Origin of the sequence: Flectobacillus rivi, from assembly GCF_030056655.1 — a bacterium.
Taxonomy (GTDB): Bacteria; Bacteroidota; Bacteroidia; order Cytophagales; family Spirosomataceae; genus Flectobacillus; species Flectobacillus rivi.
In genome coordinates, this window is the sequence record NZ_JASHIE010000018.1 from 18,228 (window position 1) to 43,319 (window position 25,092).

Annotated in this window: 13 protein-coding genes; 11 read left to right on the top strand and 2 right to left on the bottom strand. The window is 36.7% G+C overall.

Annotation, left to right across the window (positions count from 1 at the left end):
• Window position 1: 1 nt before the first annotated feature.
• Together QM481_RS21560 and QM481_RS21565 are read right to left on the bottom strand one after the other, a co-directional pair.
• Complete coding sequence (locus QM481_RS21560; protein WP_283383280.1) at window positions 2-631, bottom strand: response regulator; 630 nt, start codon at window positions 629-631, stop codon at window positions 2-4.
• Between the two features lie 299 nt (window positions 632-930).
• Complete coding sequence (locus tag QM481_RS21565) at window positions 931-2,718, bottom strand: sensor histidine kinase (RefSeq protein WP_283383281.1); 1,788 nt, start codon at window positions 2,716-2,718, stop codon at window positions 931-933.
• A gap of 426 nt (window positions 2,719-3,144) precedes the next feature.
• Between QM481_RS21565 and QM481_RS21570 the strand changes: the two genes are divergently transcribed.
• The 11 genes from QM481_RS21570 to QM481_RS21620 all read left to right on the top strand — a co-directional run bounded on the left by QM481_RS21570 (window position 3,145) and on the right by QM481_RS21620 (window position 25,049).
• The gene (locus QM481_RS21570) at window positions 3,145-3,333 is read left to right on the top strand and encodes a hypothetical protein (RefSeq protein WP_283383282.1); all 189 of its coding nucleotides are present in this window, start codon (window positions 3,145-3,147) and stop codon (window positions 3,331-3,333) included.
• 527 nt (window positions 3,334-3,860) lie between these two features.
• Window positions 3,861-9,833: a PAS domain S-box protein gene (locus QM481_RS21575; protein ID WP_283383283.1), complete on the top strand. Its 5,973-nt coding sequence runs from the start codon at window positions 3,861-3,863 to the stop codon at window positions 9,831-9,833.
• 86 nt (window positions 9,834-9,919) lie between these two features.
• Entirely contained in the window at window positions 9,920-13,006 is a 3,087-nt protein-coding gene (locus tag QM481_RS21580; RefSeq protein WP_283383284.1) for a PAS domain S-box protein, read from the top strand.
• Between the two features lie 116 nt (window positions 13,007-13,122).
• Window positions 13,123-13,419, top strand: a complete 297-nt coding sequence (locus QM481_RS21585) for a DUF3817 domain-containing protein (protein WP_283383285.1) — start codon at window positions 13,123-13,125, stop codon at window positions 13,417-13,419.
• A 19-nt stretch (window positions 13,420-13,438) separates the two neighbouring features.
• Window positions 13,439-14,623: a Pycsar system effector family protein gene (locus QM481_RS21590; RefSeq protein ID WP_283383286.1), complete on the top strand. Its 1,185-nt coding sequence runs from the start codon at window positions 13,439-13,441 to the stop codon at window positions 14,621-14,623.
• Window positions 14,624-14,777: 154 nt separating this feature from the next.
• On the top strand, window positions 14,778-15,512 hold the full coding sequence (locus tag QM481_RS21595) for a phosphatase PAP2 family protein (RefSeq protein WP_283383287.1): 735 nt from the start codon (window positions 14,778-14,780) through the stop codon (window positions 15,510-15,512).
• Between the two features lie 87 nt (window positions 15,513-15,599).
• Complete coding sequence (locus QM481_RS21600; protein WP_283383288.1) at window positions 15,600-19,145, top strand: BamA/TamA family outer membrane protein; 3,546 nt, start codon at window positions 15,600-15,602, stop codon at window positions 19,143-19,145.
• Between the two features lie 420 nt (window positions 19,146-19,565).
• On the top strand, window positions 19,566-21,896 hold the full coding sequence (locus QM481_RS21605) for a hypothetical protein (protein WP_283383289.1): 2,331 nt from the start codon (window positions 19,566-19,568) through the stop codon (window positions 21,894-21,896).
• A 207-nt stretch (window positions 21,897-22,103) separates the two neighbouring features.
• A complete protein-coding gene (locus QM481_RS21610) occupies window positions 22,104-23,366 on the top strand; it encodes a YaiO family outer membrane beta-barrel protein (RefSeq protein ID WP_283383290.1) in 1,263 nt (420 codons plus the stop codon).
• Window positions 23,367-23,371: 5 nt separating this feature from the next.
• The gene (locus QM481_RS21615) at window positions 23,372-24,547 is read left to right on the top strand and encodes a hypothetical protein (protein ID WP_283383291.1); all 1,176 of its coding nucleotides are present in this window, start codon (window positions 23,372-23,374) and stop codon (window positions 24,545-24,547) included.
• A gap of 85 nt (window positions 24,548-24,632) precedes the next feature.
• The gene (locus QM481_RS21620) at window positions 24,633-25,049 is read left to right on the top strand and encodes a helix-turn-helix domain-containing protein (RefSeq protein ID WP_283383292.1); all 417 of its coding nucleotides are present in this window, start codon (window positions 24,633-24,635) and stop codon (window positions 25,047-25,049) included.
• Window positions 25,050-25,092 lie beyond the last annotated feature (43 nt).

The window sequence follows — 25,092 nt, forward strand, 5'->3', positions numbered from 1 at the left end:
ATTAGTGGATAAATAGGGCTAGCAATTCTCCTTTTGAATTGATTCCTAGCTTGTGGTAAATTTTCTTTACATGGTCATTGACGGTAGTATAACTTATATAAAGTTTTTCGGCAATTTCTTTGTAGGATAAGCCCTTTAAAAGGTAATCCATCACATCGAGTTCGCGCCTTGTTAATATCTCTTCAGCATTTATTTTCTTTTCTTGTGGTTGTTGGGATATTTTAGAAAAAAGCATTGATGCAATCTCAGGGGAGATAAGTGCACCATTATTTTTGATAATGTCAATCTGTTCTACGAGTTTTTTTAGTGATAGGGGCTTCAACAAATACCCGTTTGCACCTGCCTTGATAGCCTCCCAAATGGACTCTTCATTGCATGAGCCACTAATCATAACAATGTGTGTGTTGTTAAATTGCTTCCTAACTTTACTGATTCCTTCAATGCCAGAAATCCCTGGCAAACCAACATCTATAAATACGATATATGGCTCTGCCGAAACCACCTGACTTTGTTCAAGAAAACGCTCGATACTACATGCCGAAATACTCACCTCAATATCAGGATACATGGAGAAAAATATTTCGATGTTTTCTCTTAAGATTAAATCATCCTCAATGATTCCGATTTGCATACGTTATACTATTGTTACATTTTATCAAATAAATTGAATTCAAATGTAAGAGAGAGATAACGACAGATACAGGACTTTACCATTAGAAAAAAATGATAAAAATCAGCATCACGATAAATTTTTTAGAAGGGCTTTTTTTATGTGGGTTCGAACTATAGAAAGAGTCTACACCTTTTCTGATAGCCTGTCTTGCAAAGTTGTGCTAATTAATAATGAAATGCAATCCCTATTTCTAGGGATATTGCAGTAAGTTTGCAAGATTTTTGCAAAAAATTGAAGAGTTTTACCTTCAAATAATTTTATTCGCAGGTAAAATCAAGATAAAAGGTCGTTCCCTGATTTTCGGTACTGACAAAATGAATGTTGCCATTATTAAGCTGAACGAGGTTTTTGACAATCACTAAACCAAGCCCTGTTCCCTCAATTGTACCAACATTTTTGGCTCTGAAAAATGATGAATAAATCTTCCCTTGCTCAGATGGAGGAATCCCAATGCCAAAATCTTTAATTTGGAGCCTCAAATGATATTTCTCGAAGCTGACAGATACCACAGGATTGGGCCTACTTAATGAATATTTAAAGGCATTTGAAATAAGATTGTCAAGAATATGGATAAAATGCTGAGGGTCAATCCATATTTTTTGAACTTCTCCTATTACTTCTAATTCTGTGATGCGATGGTCTTTTTGCTGCTGATTTTGTCGATTGATGATAAACTCTATGAGCTCTATCACATCTACTTCCTCGCGGTGCACTGTGAGTTGTTGTGATTCAATTTTTCCTATTAAAAGAGTTTCATGAATAAGACTTGAAATTCGACTTATTTCAGACTGGATATTTTCCAATTGTCTTGTAATCTTCTCATAATAGGTGGATTTATCGAGTTTGGTATATGCTTCAATAATTTCGGCGCTCGAACGAATGGTCGCAAGAGGCGTTCTGAATTCATGCGAGGTCATATTCACAAATCGAGACTTGAGTTGATTGAGTTCTTTTTCACGCTGAAGCGATTTCATCATACTCTCTTCTACCAATTTATGTTCTTGGATACTCCTCGAAGAGGTAATCATGCGGTCACATATATCATAGTCATCAAAAAAAACCTTGACACTTGTTTCTAGCCATACATATTCGTCATTTTTCTTCTTAAATCTGTAAGAAATATAGCTTACATCATTATTGGCAGAGCTATTTGAAATAGAAATAATTTTTGCTTTATCTTCTGGGTGAAAAAAGTCATAATGACTTTGTCCGAGGAGTTCTTCGGGGCAATATCCTGTAAGCTGGCTGATTGATGGTGAAACGTAGAGATATTTCCCTTCTAAGTCATGAATACATACAATGTCTTGAACGTTATGCGACAAAATTGTATTAATTCTAGCATTTTCTTTTTCATTAGTAATATCTCGCAAGGTTCCAGAGGTACCAAGTACTTCTCCGTTTTTACCAATGACCAATGTGGCAAATACCTCTATCCATTTGATTTTATGCGATTTAGATATATACCTGATAATATGTTTGCAATAACTCTTTTGTTGGTTGATTAATGGAGCAAAAAGTAATTCATTTTTTCGTACATCTTCAGGATGCAAAAACTCATAAAATGGTCGCCCTAGGCTTTCCTCCAAGGTGTACTCAAATATATCGCTCCAAGCCTGATTGAGGAAAACCCAATTACCAACGGCATCAGTTTGAAACAAAACTTCATGAATATGGTCGACAATATATTTGTATTGTAGTGCTTGTTCGGAGTCAAATGTCTGAGCTGATTTTGGGAAAAATTGAATTAGTCCATAAGTATCGTCGCTATTCGCTAAAGGGCTTAATTTTAGCTCAAATATCTGATTTTCGAGTTCGGTAATATACTGAATCGTTTGACCTTCCCATACTTGGCTCAGTGATTCTTGTAGTAATTTATTAGAAAAAAATGAACTGCTTAGAATGCTGCTTGGAGGGAAGGTTTGATTAAAGGCAAGGTTACATTTTTCGATTTGGAAAAACGAATTTATTATACACACGGGGTGATCTATATGTTGAATCAACTGAGAGAAAAAATCGCTCTTGATGGTTGTAATATTTGAAAACATATACGAATAGGATGGTTAGGTAAAAATAACTAAACAAAACTTCTGAAATTCTTGCATACTGACAATGTTTAGAAAGATAACTTAATAGCCAAAACGATTTTTCTGAAGAGATTTCTGTGCAGATAAAAATCCCCTATGTTACCAACCTGCATGAAATCAAATTTAATTATTATAAGTAATTGATATATAAATATTTATAATATTTAAGAAAGTCTATTTCTTATGACGAATATTAGCGATAAATAGAGGCATTTTAGGGGCTTGCAAATAACATTCTTTCCTCGTATTATTGTTTAAAATTATTGCCTTAACAAACCCTAATAGCATTTTTTAACGTAAATCTGTCGTTAGGTTCTGACTGGAAGTCAAACCATTGTAACACGTTCCCAACTACAGATTGTCACTAATTTAATGTCCACAAATCTTATGAAAATTCTAAGTCAGTTAGAATTAAAGCAGTTTAAGTCTCATATAATTTCAAACCTAAACAGTCTTATGGAAGATGAAGAGCCGCAAATTTCTCTAAATTTATCCGATGAGATAGTTTTCGAAAAAGAACAATCAGAAAGTGAGCTTATGACTGTAGCATTCAATAGCAATGAAGAGTCATTCTAATGAAAATGTGCCATCAATGGCATTAATGGTATCTTGAAAGAGTGTCCGCCCAACACTCCATTTTAAGATACAAATTCTTCCAAAGAGAGCCTCTGTAACTACGATTATTCTTAAATATTAAATTAAAATTCAGCGCCTAAGTCAGCCTTTCGTTTATTTATCTTGAAATTACTGCGTAGCTTAAATATTATTGAGTAAATTTAAAAGCTATTTAATACTAATTTTCGGATATAGTAGATACATATCTCTACCTAAGTCATTCGAACTATACGGATAAATGTGTTTATCATAATGGTATCACAGCACTCATCACCCAATCGATGACTGTGAGGTTTTATGCTTGTTTGTTTTTCACATTGGTGAAAAAATAAAATGCCTTTGGCAATAAGCTATAGGTATTAAGCAAAATATTTTCATTCTTTCCTCAGAAGCATATTTAAGCATAAAGCCTACTGCGGGTAAAATGATTTTAATTTTGCTCACTAACTTTATTACTTACCTTTGAATTTCATAGCTGCCCAATTCGAATGATAAAAACGCTTTCTCAACTTGAATTTCTGGTTGAACAATTGCCCACTGCTTCTATCGAACAACTCCCTCATTTCACTGAGCAATTTCGTGAAATACTGGAAACCCTCAAGGTAAAAGGGAGTCAAACTCCTACGCGTATACCCGATGAAGAACTCACCGAACCACATGATTTCTTTATTGATTCGCTTGCGGAGCTATGTATTTGGGAGTATTTTCCAAGGACACAACAATTTGTTTTTTCGGATAACATTATCAACTATTGGTCTGATTATCAGGTTGGTAATAGATTAGAGGATATTTTTTCAGATTTAGGAAAAGAAGTGCTAAAAAGGCATCTATCTAAGGCAGTTAGTACCAAAAAGGGCTTTGAAGTGGTACTCCAAGCCAACGAACTTGGAGAGAATCTTTGGTTGGAAGTTTCGGCACATTGGAATCTGGCCAACTCACATCCAGCAAATGGAAAAGAAGAGGTGTTGATGGGCATTATTCGTGCCATGAAAATTGGCACGCAGGATTTACAAACCATTAATACTGAGGAGTCTGGAAATTTTGCCTATGACCTTTTAGCGGGAATCTCCGACGGCTTTGTGGTTATTAACCAAGACTGGATTATTACTTATGCCAACGAACAACTAGCAAGTTCTATTCAGACAACTGTTGACCAGTTGATTGGTAAAAATGTATGGCAATCATTTCCCGAATTTTCGAGTGGACCATTTCAGGAAACATGTCAAGATGTGATGAATAATCGCCAAATGAAGGTGATTGTCAATTACTTTACGCCTTGGAATACTTGGTTTCAGAACAGAATTTTTCCAGCTTCTAACGGTATTGCTATTTTTTCAACGAATCTTACTTATGAAAAGCGCCTTGAACAATCGCTTATCAAAAGTGAAGCAGAATTAACATCATTGGTTGAAAATATTCCTTATGGTGTTTTTTCCTTGGATTTATCTTTTTGTTTACTAAAATACAATGGAGCTTTCAGAAGCTTCTGGTTACAAAAGGCAGGTACCGAACCCCAAATAGGCGTGCCACTCCCTTATACAATTTGTAGTGAGGCAAACCTCGTCGATTGTGATATATTCTTTCATGATGCCATTCGTGGAAAAAGTACCGTTATCGAGCGAAAAATCAATATTTTAGCAACTGAGCATATCTTTGAGATTAGTATTAACCCTTCGTACAATGCTCAGAACGAAGTAGTTGGCATTACAGTTCTGATGAACAATATTACTTCTAGAAAGCAGACAGAACAGATTTTACTTGAAAACCAACAACGATATCAATCTCTCTTTGATCAAAATCCTGATGGCGTATTTTCTTTGGATTTTGAAGGGAAATTCACCTCTGTCAATATGGCTTTAGCCGACATTTTGGAGTTTCCTATTGATACACTTCTAAAATGTCAAGTAAGTAATTTTTCAGCATTATCATTTTCAGAAAATCTTCAAGAGGTTTTGCAAAAGACACTTGAAGGAACTTCTCAAAGTATAGAAATCGATATTCATACACGTACAGGAACACAAAAAAGGATACATCTTACCTCTATGCCTATTTTGCTCAATGGGCATTTGCAAGGTGTATATGGCATTGCGAAAGATATTACGAGTAGCTTCGAGACTTCTCAAGCTATTGTAGCCAATGAACAAAAATGGAAACGTGCGTTAGAAGGCAGTCAACAAGGCGTTTGGGATTGGCGTGTATTAGAGCAAAAAGTGCATTATTCAAAGATTTGGAAAGAATTGATTGGCTATCAGGAAAATGAAATAGATGACTCCTATACCGAATGGGTTTCTCGTGTACATCCTGACGACTATGCAAAGGTTATGCAGTCGACAAAGCAATTAATCAACGATGAAAGCCAGTATTTTGAAGAAATCTACCGTTTCAAACACAAACAAAACCATTATATCTGGGTGTTGGATAGGGGAGTGGTGATGGAGCGAAACGCCCAAAATGAACCTACGAGAGTGATTGGAACTTTGTCGGATATTTCTCAGCTCAAAGGGGTAGAGGAGCAATTGTTGAAAAGCGAGAAAAATCTTACGGATGCCCAAAAAATTGCACGAATAGGAAGTTGGGAATTAGACCTCACACAAAATCATTTAGTCTGGTCTGATGAGCTATTTGCACTGTTTGGATTAGATAAAAAATCATTTAAGGCGACTTTCGAAACCTTTCTGCAATGTATCCACCCTGACGATAGAGAGAGTTTTTTGGTAGCTCATCATCAGGTTTGTGAAGGAAAGGGGTTATTGAATATTGAACATCGTATTGTGCTGCCCACAGGCGAAATACGGTATATGCACGAACGTGGAGAGTTAATCACCAATGAGTTTGGTCTGGGAATAGGTCTGAAAGGGACTTCACAAGATATTACTGAGCGCAAACAAATAGAGCTGAGTCTGTTGCAGGAACGTAACTTTTTGAAGATTGTTATCGATAATATTCCTGCGTATATCTACTACAAAGACACCGACCATCGTCATTTATTGGTTAACAAAGTTGGCTTAGATTTATTTGGTGTAACCAAAGAGGGCGATTTACTGCATCAATCAGGCTTAAACTTATTGGAAGAAAGTAGTGCCAATTTGCTTCGAGAACAAGAGGTATATGTAATGTCTTCGGGCAATGCTGTAACAAATATCAAAGAGTATTTTCTGACTAAATCAGGACAAATCAAATGGTTGTTATCCAACAAAGTGCCTCTTCGTGATACCAGTGGAGAGGTGATTGGCGTGGTAGGAGTAAGCCGTGATATAACTGATTCAGTCAAAAAAGAATTAGAGCAAGAGCACCTTTGGACGATTTCTCGAAAACTTAATGAAATAGAAAATCTTCAGGTAGCTATTTATGAGTCTCTCAGGATTTTAGCTTATTACCTAGACTGCGACTATGCTGAAGCTTGGATGCTCAACCTTAATCATTCTAAGCTTAATCTTCATACCAACTGGTTTGCGGATGAGTCTGTGGCCCTAGATTTTACAGGACTGGCGTTCCAAGACCTCAAACGAGGAGAGTTTTTGCCAGGTATGGCATGGGCTACCCAGCGTATTCAGGAATGGGACTTATCACATGGTTTTATTCCTTCTACTGAAAAACGTATTATCGAAAAGCTAGAGTGTCGTTCGGGTGTGGCGTTGCCCATTATGTTTCGTAGTCAAGTTATAGCGGTTTTCAGCTTTTACTCTACAGAAGAGCATATATCAAACGATACAGATTTCTTTGATAATGTTTCAAGACAAATTGGGGTGGACTTATCAAGACGAAAGGCTGAAGACGAGCTCAATATTTTCTTTAACTCATCGCCAGACTTTCTATGTATGCTTGATGCAGATTTTTGCTTTACCAAGCTCAATAAAGTGGCCACCGAATGGCTATATGGTACTGAGCACTCACTCATGGGCAGATCTGTTTTTGATTATATACATGAAGATGATCAAGCAAATACTCAACAACAAATTTCCTTATTGGCTCAAACTCGTCAAGTAGGATATTTTGAAAATAGAATACTCAAAGAAGATGGTGAAGTCCGCTGGTTGGCATGGACAGTCGCTTCTATCAAAGAACAAGATAGGGTAATTGCCGCTGCTAAGGATATTACTGAGAAAAAACACAGCGACCAACACTTAAGTTTGTACAAGCACTTGCTCGACAATATGAAAGACTTGGTGTGTTTGTGGAGCCCCGAAGGAAAGCCCATCTATGTCAACAAATCTTTCCATGAATTTGCGGGAGATTTTACGGATATAGTTGACAAAAAAATTCCACTTGTAGAAGAGCCTCTTGCCCAAAATATTTTTGATACCGTTTTAAGAGGACAACATGTTAGTCAAGACGTTGTGATTTATGATAAAGAAGAAGATTGGATAGATTATTATGTGAGCGCAGGACCTATTGCCGACGAAAATAATCAGATAGTGTCCTTGTTTACCATCTTTACGGATATTTCAGAACGCAAGAAACATGAACGAGATTTGGAACAATACAATGTTCAAATCACCAATATTCTTGAAAGTATTACCGATGGGTTCTTTGCTGTAAACCACAAATATACAGTAACTTATATGAATGCCGAAGCCGAAAGACTTTTGGGAATGAGTCGTAATTTCTTAATCAACGAAAATCTTTGGGACACTTTCGGGCATGGAGCTCCTTTGAGTTATTATTCTGAATATACCCGTGCTATCGAAGAAAATGTTTCGGTATCATTTGATGATTATTATGCGCCAGGCAGAAGATGGTTTCATATCAATGCTTATCCATCCGAAAATGGTCTTTCCATCTTTTTTAGAGATGTTACTGAGCAAAAATTAAAGGAGCAACTTGACCGAATTGAAAAAGCAGCTTTAGAGTATAATACTTCACAAGACTCTACTTTAGCGCAAGTTTTGGAATATTATATCAACGAGGTACAAGAGCTACAAGGAAGCACTTTCATTACGGCATGGCAAGTGGTGGGCAATGATTTAAAAATGCTAGTAGATTCGAGTTTGGATGAAAACTTGATTACCTCTATCGAGACCTTTGGTTTTAATACAAAACCAAACAATGACGGTGAATATACGAGCTTGTTTTTTCCACACAAACAATTTGTAAAAAACCTTGCCCTCATGCCTCAATGGCAACCTTTAGTTGAAATGCTTCGAGCCCAGCGAATCAAAGCTTGTTGGTCGATGCCAATTGTTGGTGCAGGTAATAAAATCATTGGCGTATTGGCTTATTTTTTTAATGATGAGAGAGTGCCTTCTAGAGAAGAAGAAGTCGCACTCGAAAATGTCAAACGAGTGGTAACGCTCATCATGGAAAGTAAGCTCGCCGAATTGGCGCTACGAGAAAGTAATGAACGTTATAATTTGGTTGCCAAAGCCACCAACGATTTGATTTGGGATTTGGATCTTGATACCAATGAAATTTTGTGGAGCGATAGTATGAACCAGATATTAGGTTATTCGCTACAAGAAATTACAGGAGATTATTATTGGTGGCTGTCGAAGGTACATCCCGACGATGCCGAAAGAGTTAACTATGGACTAAGGAAACATTTGGTTGATAAAAAACTGCACTGGGAAGACGAATACCGTATCCTATGTGCCGACGATTCCTATAAGTTTGTGTATGACAGAGGTTTTACGCTTTATGATGAAAACAATCATGCTATACGAATGATTGGGGCAATTCAAGATGTTTCGCCCTTGAAACAGACTGAATTGAAGTTAAATGAATTAAATCTTGAACTAGAAAAAAGAGCTATTGAACTGGTTGCTTCTAATGAAGAATTAGAAAGATTTGCTTATGTGGCATCGCATGATCTTCAAGAGCCTTTGCGTATGGTAAGTAGTTTCTTACAACTTTTACAGAAAAAGTATGACGCTCAGCTCGATGACCAAGCAAAAAAATACATTTATTTTGCAGTAAATGGTGCTGAGCGAATGAAACAACTGATCCTTGATTTGCTGGAATATTCACGAGTTGGCACTAACAGAGAGGCATTCGTTCTGGTAGATTTGAATGAAGTTATGACGGAAGTAATTCAGATTTATGATGAAAAAATCAAAAAAGAACACGCTACTGTATTGGTTAGCAAATTGCCCATTATAGATGGGAATAGGGTACAATTACTTCAATTGGCTCAGAATTTAATTGGAAATGCGCTCAAATATCGAGGAGAAAAAGACCCTGTTATACAGATTGAATTAGAGGAAACTGAAAATGATTGGATTTTTTCTTTCAGAGATAACGGAATTGGTATAGATTCTGCATATTTCAAAAAGATTTTTATCATTTTTCAAAGGCTACATAACAAAACAGAATATTCTGGAACAGGTATTGGTCTAGCGATTTGTAAAAAAATCGTTGAACGCCACCGAGGAAAAATGTGGGTTGAGAGTACAGTCGGAGAAGGCAGTGCTTTTAAATTTACATTACCCAAAAATAAGCCCAAGTTTATTGAGACAAACTTGTAAAATGAAAAAATGGTAAGCAACTAATTTCGTATAAGCCTTTTGGCTTTGTGCGTAATTCACTCTTTTGTATTAACTATATCACCACCATGATTACTATAAGACCACAGCAATTGAGGATACTCGTTGTAGAAGACAACCTCGGAGATTATATACTTTTTGAGGAGTATTTACACGATACAGGGCTAGATGTAAAGGAGGTTCAGAACGTCATATCGGTAGCTGAGGCTAAACAAGCGTTGTCCAATGCCGATTATGATTTAGTATTCTTGGATTTGTCTTTACCTGATAGCATTGGTATTCAGTCTATTATAGATTTGAATAAAATGGCTGCCCATATTCCAATTGTTGTGCTTTCGGGTATGGAGGATACTCAAACTACCACCGAAGCAATCATTAATGGTGCGCAGGATTATCTGATAAAAGGTGAATTAGAGTCTAAATTGCTTTCAAAAACGATTAGATATAGTATCGAGCGTAAGCGTAATCTTGAAAGAATAAAACAAAGCAACGAACGCTATACCATGGTGTCAAATGCGACCATTGGGGTCGTGTGGGATGTCAATTTGTCCAATAACGAAGTCGTACGCTCAGGTGACACATTCTTGCATACACATGGTTATGAGGAAAAATCTTTTACTTCAGATTTTAGCTTTTGGGGCGAAAGAGTCCATCCAGAAGATATTATTGCCGTGGAAACGGTTATCAAAGCCCATTTACTTTCTCGAAGTACCAAATTCTGGGAATATGAGTATCGTTTTCAAAATGGTTCAGGTGAATATTTCTATGTACATGATCGTGGTTCGGTAATTTATGATGACAACGATGTGCCTGTAAGGATGTTAGGTACTATGATGGATATAACTGAGCGCAAGGTTTCGCAGGAAAAGTTGCGTATTTCCGAATATAACTATCGTCAAATTTTTGATAATAACCCCAATCCAATGTGGATTTATGATAGTGCTACAATGGAATTCTTAGAAGTAAATCCTGCGGCTATTCATCATTATGGTTATGACCGAGAAGAGTTTTTAGAAATGTGCATGGAAGATATTTGTCCTAAAGCCATGCAAAGAGAATCTTTAACCTTAAAAAACAGTCTTTTACAAGTACATTTAAAAGCAGGATACGAAAAAATCATTGTTGAGGTTACAGCCTATCCTATCGACTTTGCTGGACGAAAGGCTATGCAAATGTTGATTCGTGATGTTACTGAAAAAGTAAGAGCAGAAGAGGAAAAACGAATTTTAGTCCATGGTTTAGAATTGTTTAGGAATGCCCCATCTTTGACCAAAGGGCTCAATGCTTGTCTCGAAACAATCCGAAATTACTTGGGTTGGGAGCATTCTGAAATCTGGATGACCGATTATCAAAAAGAATATATCCGATTACAAACGTATAGTTATACTGCCGAATTTGAGCATTTGCAAGAAATGGTCGAACCATTTTTACAGAAAGAAATAAATCTTACTCAAACTGTATATAACAATAGTCGTAATCGTTTAACGCCTATTTGGTTGAATAATCTTCATGATATGAAGGATTTTCAACGAACCAATGTTTCGGATAAAATAGGTATTCACTCCGCTATTTCTATTCCTATTACCTACGATGAAAAGCATATTGGTTGGATGGTGTTTTTTAGTAAGGCCAACCACCAAGTCGATGAGAGTATTCTGACTTTTTTGGGTGAAGTATGTAAGCAATTGGGGGCCGAAATTGAGAAGCGAAATGCTGACGAAATGCTTAATCACTTCTTCTTGTTGAGCAACGATTTGCTCGGCATTGCTACACTCGATGGCTTTTTTGTCAGAATCAATAATGCTTTTTTACGTGTTTTGGGTTATGATACTCATGAAATCAATGGACATGATGTATTAGATTTTGTACACCCTGAAGACAAACAAAAAACGTTTGAGGTACTTCGTGGTATTCAGGAAAAGGCTTCGGTGTCGGTGATGGAAAATCGCTTTATCGCCAAAGATCAAAGTGTTCGTTGGATTTCTTGGTCGGTTACTTATTTGCCTGACGAAAAACTCATATTTGCCTCAGGACGTGATATTACTCAACAAAAAGAAGAAGAATTACAATTACGTTTGCGTGAATCTGTAATTACGAATAGCAATGATGCCATTGTGATTACTGAGCCAAATATCGAGAACGCATGCCATCGAGCTGTTTACTATAACGCTGCCTTTTTGCGACTTTCTGGGTTTGATCCAAGTGAAATAAAAGCTAATCCAACAATGATGCTGGTTGGTGAAAAAACGGATTTGGAAGCTCTTGCCAAAATTGAAGATGCCATTAAAAACTGGAAGCATGAAGAGGTAGAAATTGTTGTTTATCGCAAAAACGGAGAGCAATTCTGGGCAAGCTTAGAGGTGGTGCCAGTGCCCGATGCGAAAGGTGAGTTTACGCATGCCATTTCAGTATTTAGAGATATTTCAGCACGTAAAAAAGCTGAAGCAGAGCGAGAGGTTTTGATTAAGGAATTGACCGATAGCAATACTGACTTAAAGCAGTTTACGTTTATTACCTCTCATAATTTACGTGCGCCATTATCTAATTTAATGGGTATTTTGGATTTGGTAGAACCTGAGTCAATACGCGATGAAATGACCTTAGAATTACTTGAAAAATTTAAAGAGTCCACTCACTTACTCAATCAAACTATCAATGATTTATTGGATGTGTTGGTGATTAAAAATCAAGTGAATTTAGAGAAAAAACCCTTGAGTTTGACAACCGAATTTGACAAAGTAAAATCTTCTGTTGGGTATCAAATTCGAGAAGCAAACGCTTCATTGCAAACAGACTTTAGTGCAGCAGGCAGTGTTAGTTTCGATTCATCATATCTTGAAAGTATTTTATTAAATTTATTAACCAATGCCCTAAAGTATCGTTCATTGAAGCGACCACTTGAAATACAGGTGTTTACCAAAGATACACCGAATTACGTAGAGCTTCATTTTGCAGATAATGGCATTGGGATTGATTTGAAGCGACACCGAAATAAAATTTTTGGGCTTTATCAGCGTTTTCATGATTATCCAGAAAGCAAAGGGTTAGGACTTTACATCGTAAGTTCTCAAATTAGAGCGCTTGGTGGAAAAATAGATGTACAAAGTGAAGTTGATAAAGGCACAACTTTTATTGTGTATTTTGCTAAATCATAGGCTTTTGAAACGAAATTTCTCAATATTGAGTTGAAGAAATGTAAGTACTCTCCAAAGTTCTGAATTTACTTTGTCACATCACTTTTGATAGTTGTTTACAAAAGCTTAATTAAATTATGTCAGAAAAAACTTCCTTATCCGCTAATATCATCAGAGCGTTCCTTGTCATAGGAAAAATCGAAGGCTACAGCTATTTGTTTTTGTTGTTTATTGCAATGCCAGTCAAGTATATTTTGCATAAACCCGAAATCGTTAAAATCGGAGGTACCATCCATGGAGTGCTATTTGTGGCTTTTGTAGCGATCATTTTAGCCATGATTATTCAAGTAGGAATGACCTTACGTAAAGCGATGTTGGCATTCTTATTATCTTTAATTCCTTTTGGGACTTTTTACTTGAAAAAAACACTGTAATCGTGTTGCAATTGCCTTTATGCATACCGAAAAACTCAACTTAGTACAACAATATGCCGAATCGGTGTTGTCACAACTACCGCCTCAGTTTTGTTACCACAATGCTCAACATACCGAAGCCGTAGTGGCAGCCACCAAAGAAATAGCCCAAGAAGAAGGTGTTAAAGATAAAGCACTCGAAAACCTCTTGATGGCGGCTTGGCTACACGATATTGGTTATTCTGTGAGTTTCGATGATCATGAGACACATAGTATTGCGCTTTCTCAGGAATTTCTTACCAAAATCGAGTGCACAGAAAAGCAAATACAGAAAATTTCAACTTACATCGGAGCCACCCGAATGCCGCAAAGCCCACATTCACACAAGCAGATGATTTTGTGTGATGCAGATTTGTCGCATTTAGCTTCTGAAAATTTCTTAGAAAAAACCGAACATCTTCGTACCGAAATTTGCTTTACTAAAATGTCTTTGTCTGAGAAAGATTGGCTTAAGAAAACGCTAACTTTCATGGAAGAACATCACTATTTTACCGCTTATGGAAAGAAAGTTTTGGAGCCTCGAAAACAGAAAAATATAAGTCTTCTCAAGGATAAATTGGAAGAGTTGAAACAAGCTAAAAAAGAAAATAAAGAGAAAGCAAAGGAAAAGGAGGCAGAAGCAAAGGTAAAACGCCCTGATCGTGGCATCGAAACCATGTTTAGAACTACCTCTGCTAATCACTTCCAACTTTCTTCAATGGCTGATAATAAGGCAAACATCATGATTTCGGTCAACACGATTGTTATTTCTTTGATTGTCAGTATATTAATTCGAAAATTGGAGGAAAATGCCTATTTGATTGTACCTACGATAATGATTACAACGGTATGTTTGTTGGCTACGGTTTTTGCAGTATTAGCTACTATCCCTAACGTAACGAAAGGTAAATTTTCAAAAGAGGATATTGCCAACCGTAGCGCGAATTTGTTGTTTTTTGGTAATTTTCATGAAATGGAATTAGAAGATTATCAGGCTGGTATGAAAGAAATGATGAACGACTCGGAGTTTCTGTATGCCTCTATGACGCGCGATATTTACTTCCTTGGGAAGGTACTTGGTAAAAAGTATAAGTTGTTACGTATTGCTTACAACATCTTTATGTATGGTTTTGTAGCTTCTATTTTGGCATTCGGAGTGGCAGCTATGTTACAGAAACATAAATAATGTTCATTTTGGGGAAGTAGTTTTTAAAATGTAAACAGTTCAAAGTTTGGATCGATTTAAAGGCAATTGTGCGAATGGCTGATAACCCAATACTCATTGCTTTGTGTTCTGTTTCCAATTTGGTAACCTTGCCATTGACTAAAATTTCATTTCTATGTTCAAAAAATCCTTTAGGCTGGTGTTTATCAGCTTTCTTTTTTTATCAAAAATTACTTGCGCTCAAAAGCAAACTTCTGATAGTTCAAAACCCTTAATTACTGCTAAAGAAATGATTGCACCAGGTATCCTGATTGGTACAGGAATGGTGTTTATTAATAATAGTACCAAAGCTGAACAAAAAGAATGGCATACCAAGTATTTGTCTAGTTTCAGGACTCATGCCGACGATTACTTGCAGTTTGCGCCCCAAGCTGCTGCCATGGGTTTGAGTTTAGTGGGTGTCAAAGGCAAAAATACTTTTGTCGATAAAGGTGGAATCATTGTTTTAGGCACAGGTATTATGTTAGGGACTGTTTTTGGACTAAAAAAGATAACCAATACAACTCGTCCTGATGATTCGAGTAATGATTCGTTCCCCTCGGGGCACACGGCTAATGCTTTTTTTGGTGCAACGGTTTTGGCTACCGAATATGGTGACCAAAGCGTTTGGTACACGATAGGTGGCTATACAGTTGCTACCGCTACGGGTACTTTTCGAATGTTAAATAACCGTCACTGGTTGTCCGATGTGTTGGTTGGTGCAGGTATTGGAATCCTTTCTGCCAAGGCTTCATACATTATTTATCCTTGGATAAAAAAACAGATTGCTCCAAAATTACCTTCCAACGTATCGTTTGTTCCAGTGTATAATGGCTACGCTGTTACTGGAAACCTCACGATTGGATTTTGATTTGCGCACACTACTGCTTGATAATTTCTTATGATGAAAACTCGCTTTTATTGTATACTTCTCTTCCTATGTTTTTCAACCCAACTTTTGGCGCAGAACTCTGTACCTAAAGTTGAATTTTCTTTGTTTCTTATCGGTGATGCAGGCGAACCCGACACGCATGGTAAAGATGCTGTTTTGAATACACTTTCAGAAAAATTAAAATTGAAAGGAAAAAATAGTTCCGTGGTCTTTTTAGGGGATAATATTTACCCCAAAGGCATGGTCGATGAAGAACACCCTGACAGAAAAGATGCTGAAGACCGTCTGAAAGCGCAATTAGAGGTGATAAAATCTCATACAGGAACGGGTTATATTATTCCTGGAAATCACGATTGGGAACAAGGGGGGAAAAATGGATGGACAGAAATTATTGCTCAAGAAAAATTTGTAACGGAATATCTTCAAAATCCAGCCGTATTTTTCCCCAAAGGTGGTTGTCCAACACCTCAAGAAATACCACTTTCTGACAATCAGACTCTAGTTTTGTTGGATACGCAATGGTATTTGCATCCTTGGAAAAAACCTGATGAAAATTCTGATTGTGAAGTAAAAACCCTTACTGGTCTGTTGACAGCCTTAGACGATATTTTGTATCGTAACAGACACAAAAAGGTAGTAGTGGCAGGTCATCATCCCATGTATTCTTATAGTTTACATGGTGGATATTACCCTTTCAAATCTCATATTTTACCTTTCAACGAGCTAGGACTCAATATTCCTTTACCGATTTTAGGTTCTATTTATCCTTTGTATCGTTCTTGGATTGGCAATATTCAGGATATTCCTAATCCTGTGTACAAAGAGATGCGAACAGGAATGGTACGTATCATGTCACAATATCCCAACGTAGTTTATGCCAACGGACACGAACATACGCTTCAATTAATTGAAAAAGATTCTCTTTACTATATTACTTCTGGTGCTGGCTCCAAAACGACTCCTGTCAAAAAAGGGAAAGATTCTTATTTTGCTGCTGCTACCAAAGGATTTACACAATTAGACTGGCTATCAGATGGTACCTCCAAAATTTATTTCTGGGATGCCAACGGTCAGCTTCTTTATGAAAAAGTTTTAGAATTCAAGAAAAAGCCATATCAAGAATTAGTTGTACAATCTAATCAACAAACCATTCCTAATCCTAAGTTTAAAGCTAATAAATTTAAAGAATGGCTTTTAGGAAAAAACTATCGTAGTATTTGGACTAGTCCTGTACAAGCGCCTGTGTTGGATTTGACTCATGAAAAAGGAGGACTAAAAGTCATTCAACGTGGGGGAGGACAACAGACCTTATCGCTCCGATATGCAGGTAAGGATGAAAATCAGTATGTAACTCGCTCGGTGGAGAAATATCCAGAAAGTGCTGTCCCTGAGGCAATTCGTAGCAAATTTACCGTTGATATCGTTGGTGACCAAATTTCAGCATCACACCCATTTGCAGCCCTAACGATTCCTTCCTTGGCCGAAGCTGCTGGAGTGTTGCATACCAATCCACGATTGGTTAGATTACCTAATGATACTATTCTTGGTCCATATCAACGACTTTTTGCAGGACAATTAGCCTTGTTTGAAGAGCGACCAGATGAGGGTTTTGCAGGTGCAAAAAAGACCTACTCGACCCTAAAACTTTTTGATAAATTGGACCAAGACAATAAAAATGTCGTAGATCAAAAAGCCTTACTTCGAGCTAGATTATTAGATATGCTCATTGGTGACTGGGATCGTCATGATGACCAATGGCGTTGGGCTGCTTTTGATGAAGGAAAACATACAGTTTATAAGGCTATTCCACGCGACCGTGACCAAGCTTTTTTTGTAAGTCAAGGACTTTTGCCAAAGATTGTATCTCGCAAATGGATACTACCTAAAGTACAGGGTTTTGATTATAAAATTCGAGATGTAAATACGTTCAACTTCAATGCAAGATACGTTGACAGAGCATTTTTAACGCAACTATCTCACCAAGATTGGCAAGAAACAGCTAGCTTATTACAGCAAAATATTACAGATTCATTGATTGATGAATCTATTAAAAAGTTACCCAATAATGACCCATTTACCTCTGAGATAGCGAATAAGCTTAAGCAACGCAAAAAGGATTTATTGGCTTATGCTTCAGAGTATTATAAATTTTTAGCGAAAGAAGTAGATGTTGTGGCTTCGGACAAGGACGAAATTATCGACATCGAGCGCCTTGCCGACGGCAATACCAGTGTAAAGCTATTTGACCAAACTAAAAAGGGAAAACAAGGAACCCTTTTGTACCAAAGAGTTTTTGACCAAAAAGATACCAAAGAAATTCGTATCTGGGGAATGGACGGAGAAGATGTATTTCATGTGTACGGAAAATCAAATAAAGGTATCAAAGTAAGGTTGATTGGAGGAAAAGGGAAAGATACCTTTATCGATAGTTCAGCGGTTGAAAAAGGTGCACGCAAAACGCTGATTTATGACAAAAAGAAGAACACAACAATTCAGGCAGGAGAAGAAACTGTTAATCATACCACCGAAAACGATAAGCATATCAATGATTTAGACAGATTTGCGTATGTGTATGATAGATTAGCTCCATTAGGTTCGCTGGCTTATAACCCTGACGATGGATTATTTATTGGTGGTGGGGTACAATATACCCAGCAAGGTTTTAGAAAATCGCCTTTCCGAATGCAACATAGTTTATCAGGAAATTATGCTTTTTCAACCAATGCCTTCAATCTTTACTATGTAGGAAAAGCCGTTGATGTGATAGGTAAAACAGATTTAGAAGTAAAAATAACTTTACAACAAGACGGACTTACAGATAACTTTTTTGGCTTTAGCAATGAGTCAAAATATATACAATCAAAAGGCATAGAATATTACAGAGTTAAATTTAGTAATCTTGAAAACTCGGTGCTTTTGAGTAATAATTGGGGACCCTTGAAACTATATTATGGACTTGTATTTAATGGCTATAATGTAAAAGAAAATGCTAAACGATATATTGCCGAATACGCACCCAAAGGATCACCAGTGTATGATGAACAGGATTTTTATGGTGTACGTACAGGCTTTACTGTCGATACTCGCAATAATCCAGTAATGACCACTCGTGGTTTGAAATGGAATACAGAGGCAACTTTTCAGAAAGCATTTGAGCATAATTATAAAGACGATTACCTAAATGTCAAAACCGATTTGGCATTTTATCATACCTTCAAACTCCCGGCTGTTTTATCCTTTGCTACTCGTGTTGGTGGGGGAATCAACTTGTTAGATTACGAGTTTTATCAGGCTAATACTTTGGGAGGGTTGAGTAACCTCAGAGGTTTTCGTCGTTCACGTTTTTCAGGAAGAAGCTCATTTTATCATAATTTAGAAGCACGTTTGAAGTTGCTCTCTTTCAAATCGTACCTTTTCCCTGCGCATCTTGGCGTGTTGGCGTTTAATGACCTTGGCAGAGTATGGAATCCAGATGAAACATCTCAAAAATGGCATCATGGATACGGTGGTGGTATTTGGCTTTCGCCATTCCAAATGGCAGTATTGACTTTGACTTATGGACGTTCTTCAGAGGATGAAGTGATTAGTTTTAAGCTTGGTTTTTTCTTCTAACAATATTTTTTATAATCATTACAAGATAATTACAAGAAATAAACTTTTTTGGAGTTAACATTTGTTTCATTCTTACGAAACCCACTTAAGTGTGATAGAGGATTGGTGGCGGCGTATAGTTTGATAAAATAACTAAATTTTACAGCAAGCTGCTCTATTCATTTATACACAGATCTCGAAACCATTTCAATCAAAATAAAAGCCTATTTCTTTTCGCCAGTGAAAGAGAGGATCTCTATTTTATGAATGATTGTTATAAAAAGATAGTATTACATTTTCTATTGTTTTATAATAGTAAAATGTTGATTACCTTAGAGTTATATCACGCCAAGGATATCTATTTTGTGATTCAGGAGAGTAGTTAGTGGGGGGTAGAATTAATTAATCGCAGCAAGGAATGCCGTAGAGGCAACAACAACAATGAACACGCTAGTACCAGAATGTGACTTAGACTTATTTACTGTCGAAGAGCTCGTATCGACTAAGCTTTCTTTTCGTCCTTTTTTTCGACTATTGAAAGAATATACTAAATCCTCTGAAGGGATTCTCAAAAGAATTTATGAAGAGGTATTGAACCAACTAGAGCAATATCCTGAACTTCAAGAGCCCATCTATGATACACAAATTTTACAGAAATATCCTGAGGTTTTAAGTTTACTCAAAACCGTTATTTTTCCGCTGCTATCTGAAAACGATAAAGAGATTTTTGCGCTTAGTTATCCTTTTCATATTCGCTTTTTTTACTATTCAGAGGCATTTGAAGATGTTTTTATTGATAAAGATTCTGGTAAAATTTTGGTCAAAGAATCAGAGCATATCCAAAAACTCAATAGTACGAAATTACACCATGCCTACAAATGGATTTTGGGGAAATACTATGGTATTAAGGTCGATATGAATGAAGAAGTACCGTATTCTTTTTTCAATAAAAAAACGGGATTGCTAACACATTACCTTATCAAGCCTGACAAACGCTTTTTGGATGTCAACTACATCGGAACAGAGCCTTTGCCAAAACTTGAGAGTGGTTTGGTATGTGATGGGAAAAATGAAATAATAGACCTAGAAACGCTTCAACGATTATTACCGCTCAACCAATTCGAATTTGAAGGATTTGGATTAATTACGGTAAAAGACATAACTGCCGAGACTTGTCTTCATGAGATGAAGAATATCGTTCTCAGAATGCCTTCAGAAAAAGAAGAAGTTAGTTATAGCGCCTTGAGCGAAACCATTAAAGTACTATTGGGAACTGCTAATGTCCAAGTAAATCTCATTCCATACTTGCGGCTAAATGATACCTATGTGAATGCTCATGAGTATCATCGTGGTACGATGTTTATTACGCCCCCAGTTTCAAGTATTTATTATGAAGAATTTCAAAAAGCCTATGACAAATTTTTACAATATCCACATGTAGTTTTTATTCCTAATTTGCTCAATGAAGAGACAAGTATCGCTGGCTATTTAATTGAGCAGGGATTCAAAAGCTATTTGATGTATCCGATTCAATCTCAAGACCGCATGCTTGGAGTTTTGGAGATTGCCTCTTCGAGTGTTTCTGAATTATCGCATGAATCACTTACTAAAATCAATAGTGTATTGCCTATTTTGGAACAAGCGTTAGACTATCATATCAAAAACTTTAATGATAAAATAGAGCGATTGATTAAGCAAAAGTTTACGTCGTTACAACCCTCAGTTGAGTGGAAGTTTAATGAAGTCGCTTGGGAATACCTCAAAAATAGAGCCACCACCAAACAACCCATGGGCAATGTGGTTTTTGAAAAGGTATATCCTTTGTATGGCGCTATCGATATTCGTAATTCTTCTATTGAAAGAAATAAAGCCTTGCAACAGGATTTTATGGAGCAGCTTTTGCTGATTCATGAGACTTTGGAGGTATTACGAAATGAATTTGTTTTGCCCTTATTGGATGAATTGAATTTCAAAAATGACGGTTTTATTCAAAAAATTTCTGAAGGAATTTTACCTGATGAAGAAATGAATATCAACTTTTATTTTGAAGAAGAAATACAACCCATATTCAAACATCTACAAGGAGAAAAAGGCAAAGCGAGCGAAGCCATCGCAGCATATTTTGCTAAGACTGAGCCCTTCCATCAGCATATTTTTACCCATAGAAATGCCTTTGAGGATAGCTTGACCAAAATCAATGCAACGATTAATAATTTTTTGGAAGAAGAAAGAGAAATCTTACAAGAAGCATATCCAAACTATTTCGAAAAGTATAAAACGGATGGTGTCGAATACAATATCTATATCGGACAAAGTATTGCTCCAAATAAACCGTTTAATCCACTGTATTTGAAAAACTTACGATTGTGGCAATTGATTTCGATGGCTAAAATTGTAAAGATGACTGAAGATTTGATCCCACAGTTGCCTGTGCCTTTGCATACTACGCAACTGATTTTGATTCACAGCAATCCGATTGATATTAGTTTCAGAAAAGACGAACGTCGTTTTGATACTGAAGGAGCCTATAACCTACGATACGAGATTATGAAAAAGCGTATCGACAAAGCCTTAGTAAAAAACACAGGCGAACGATTGACACAGCCTGGCAAGATAGCCATGGTGTATGCCAACCATAAAGACGCTGAAGAATACGTTAGTTATATTACATATCTTCAAAGTAAAAATATTCTTTCTGGCAAGGTCGAACACCTCGAATTGGAAGAGATGCAGGGTGTCTACGGTCTCAAAGCACTGAGAGTCGAAGTTTAGGTAAGATTTTGGCAATATGTTTGATATATGCTAGGAAGCCCGTAATTTTATTTTCCTGAACGTTAAAAAATCATGATAATAGCATAAAATTTGCTAGAGTATTAAGAGTGCCTTTTCTCGCAATATTTCTGATATTTTAATGTTTACGATTGGGTTTCCTAGCATACCTTGTATTTGAACTATTGCCCAATTTCAAAACTTACTTTTATGAATTTACTCTCAAAGTATCTTTTATTATTTCTTACTTTATCGAGTCTTTGTTTTCAAAGTTACTCGCAAGCTCCCACACTTGACTCCGACGAGCTTTTCAAATTGGCTCGAACCGCTGCATTTGAACAAAAAAATTATCCCCTTGCCGTTTCGTACTGCCAACAGGCACTTAAAAAAAGCCCTGATTACCAAGACATAAGAGTGTTTTTGGGAAGGATATATATTTGGACAGACAAGACTGATAGTGCCCGTGCCGAACTAGGACAAGTACTTTCTGTTAATCCAAAAAATAAAGAGGCGCTTAGTTCCATGATTGATTTAGAATATTGGAACGACCATCCTCAAGAGGCGCTCACTATTTGCGAAACAACCCTAGGATATTACCCGAACGATACCGAGATATTACTGAAAAAAGCGAAAGCTTTGAAAGATTTGAAAAAATTTGATGAGGGGCTTTCAATTGTTAATGGAGTTATCAAACGCGAACCTCAGAATACCGAAGCTCGTACTTTGGCGGCACGTATGCAAGATAATTCGAGACAAGTATTTGCGACTTTGTCCTATGATTTTTTCTATTTTGATAAAAATTACAATTCTTCCTTACACGAACAACCTTGGCATTTGACTAGTATTTCTGTCAGTAGAGGCTCACAAGTAGGCTCGTTTATAGGTCGCGTTACTCATGCCAAAAGGTTTGGTGAAGATGGTATCCAGTTTGAGGTGGATGGCTATCCTCGCATTAGCAAAACCTTTTACTCTTATGTCAATTTTGGTTATTCCCCCAACTTGCCTGTTTTTCCTACTTTTAGAAATGGGATTTCATTGTATGCTAACTTACCCAAAAGCTTTGAAGGAGAGATTGGGTATCGCTACTTAAAGTTTTCGGACGAAACATGGATTTACACTGGCTCATTGGGCAAGTACATCGGTAATTATTGGTTCAATTTGCGAGCGTTTTTAGTGCCAAGCAATAGCGATATTTCACAGAGTTATACCTTTACAACTCGATATTATTTTGGTGGTTCATTTGATTACTTTTCTTTGGGAATAGGAACAGGGATTTCGCCCGATGAAAGTCGTAACGTATTGTTGGAAGGAGGAAGAAAGCTCAATACTTTCAAAATAAATCTTGGCTACAGCAAGGTGATTAAAGAAAAAACAACGCTAGGACTCAGCGCAACGTGGTTTAATGAAGATTTAAGTCAAAGAGTCAACGGGAATCAATTTGATATTGGCATTAGCATTCGCAGAAAGCTTTAGGTAAAATGAAGAAATTTTCTTGGATTAAATTAGTATTGCTTGTAATTATTAGCGCACCACTTTGGATGTGGTTGGCTTGGTGTTTTACTCCCAAAAGAAAAATGGTGGTAGCCACCGTTGATAAGACTGTTCTTACGCCCGACGGACAAGAACATATTTCTTTGATTTGGATGCTAAAACATAAGCGGTTCACCAAAACTAGTACCAAACTGTATCAGATTAGTGATTACTTTGGTTTTTTTCCGAAAGACGATCAAAAGTATCAAGTAAAAGGCTTGGAACGTTTTTCGAGTTCGCAGTTAGAGCAGCTTAGTAAGGACTCAGATGTGGCATTTTTTACCGATACTTATGGTATTTATCGTCAGGAATGGTTTGCTGGGAAAAGTCAAACCGAGCGTTCTGGAATTTTATACGGCGGGATGTCTGAACAAGATTTGACTTTGCTCAAAAATATGAAGCAACAGAAAAAGCTTGTCATGATGGAGTTCAACGATATCAATTCGCCTACAGCTCCACATCTTCGTGAAGAATTTGAAAATGATTTTGGTGTTCAATGGACAGGTTGGATAGGCCGATATTTTGACTCTCTTGACACAACAGTAAATGTTGAGTTGCCCAAATGGTTGGTCCGCAACTATATCAAGCAAAGAGGTTCATGGCCATTTAAAAAATCAGGTGTTGCATTTGTTTCAGAAAAAGACCAAGTCGTTGTATTAGAAAATGAAACGCATCTGACCAACGAAGTACCTTTTATGGTAAGTACCGACGAAGGTCAGGAGGTATATGGGTTACCAGAAAGCATCAAATATCCATATTGGTTTGATGTATTGAAGAATAATCCCAAAATGAATAAGGTAATGGCTTATCATCAAGTATATGCCAATTCGCAAGGGACAAAAGAACTACAGCGCTACGGGATTCCATCAAAATTTCCTGCGGTAATTATTCATAAAGGAGACGATTATCATTTCAGTTATTTTGCTGGAGATTTTAGTGATAATCCTATCGGAATGTTTTCGACTTACTTTAAGTGGATTGAGTATATTGTTCCTTGGTTTGTGCAAGATGAATCTGTTTCAGAACGAAAAGGCTTCTTTTGGGAGGTATATCGACCGCTTACAAGCAAGATTTTAGAGGATTACTATAAGGAAAAGGTACAATCGAAGGCGGAAGTTAGGTAACGGTTTGGAAATCTAGCAAAAAAGCAGTAAAGTTATCCTTTGAAAAAATGAGGTGTACCTAAATCACGCTAGATTTACGAGTAAAATGCAAAAAAGAGAAGCACTTAAACTTTCTGAATCGGAAAAAAAGCTTTTACAAGAAACTTCGATGTATCATCCGAAGCCAGAGGTTCGTATGCGTTGTCAGGGGCTTTTGCTGAACGATTTTGGAATGAACCAAAAGAATGTAGCAAAGTTCATGAATATTAGTGAAAATACATTTGTGAATTGGAAAAAAGCATGGTTATCGGAAGGACTCAATGGTTTGATTAGAAAAGAAGGCCAAGGTCGAAAACAAATCATATCACTTGATAATCCTCAGCATTTGGAGGTAATAGAAGAAGCGCTCAAAGACGAATCAATTAATTTGAAAGCCCTACAAAAAAAGCTTTTACAAGAATTAGACATTTCCGTTAGTATCGATACGGTAAAAAGGCTTGTTAAAAATCGATTGAGCAAATAGGAAAAGATCCTAAACAAAAGAGGTTCTAAAACACTTTCGTTTT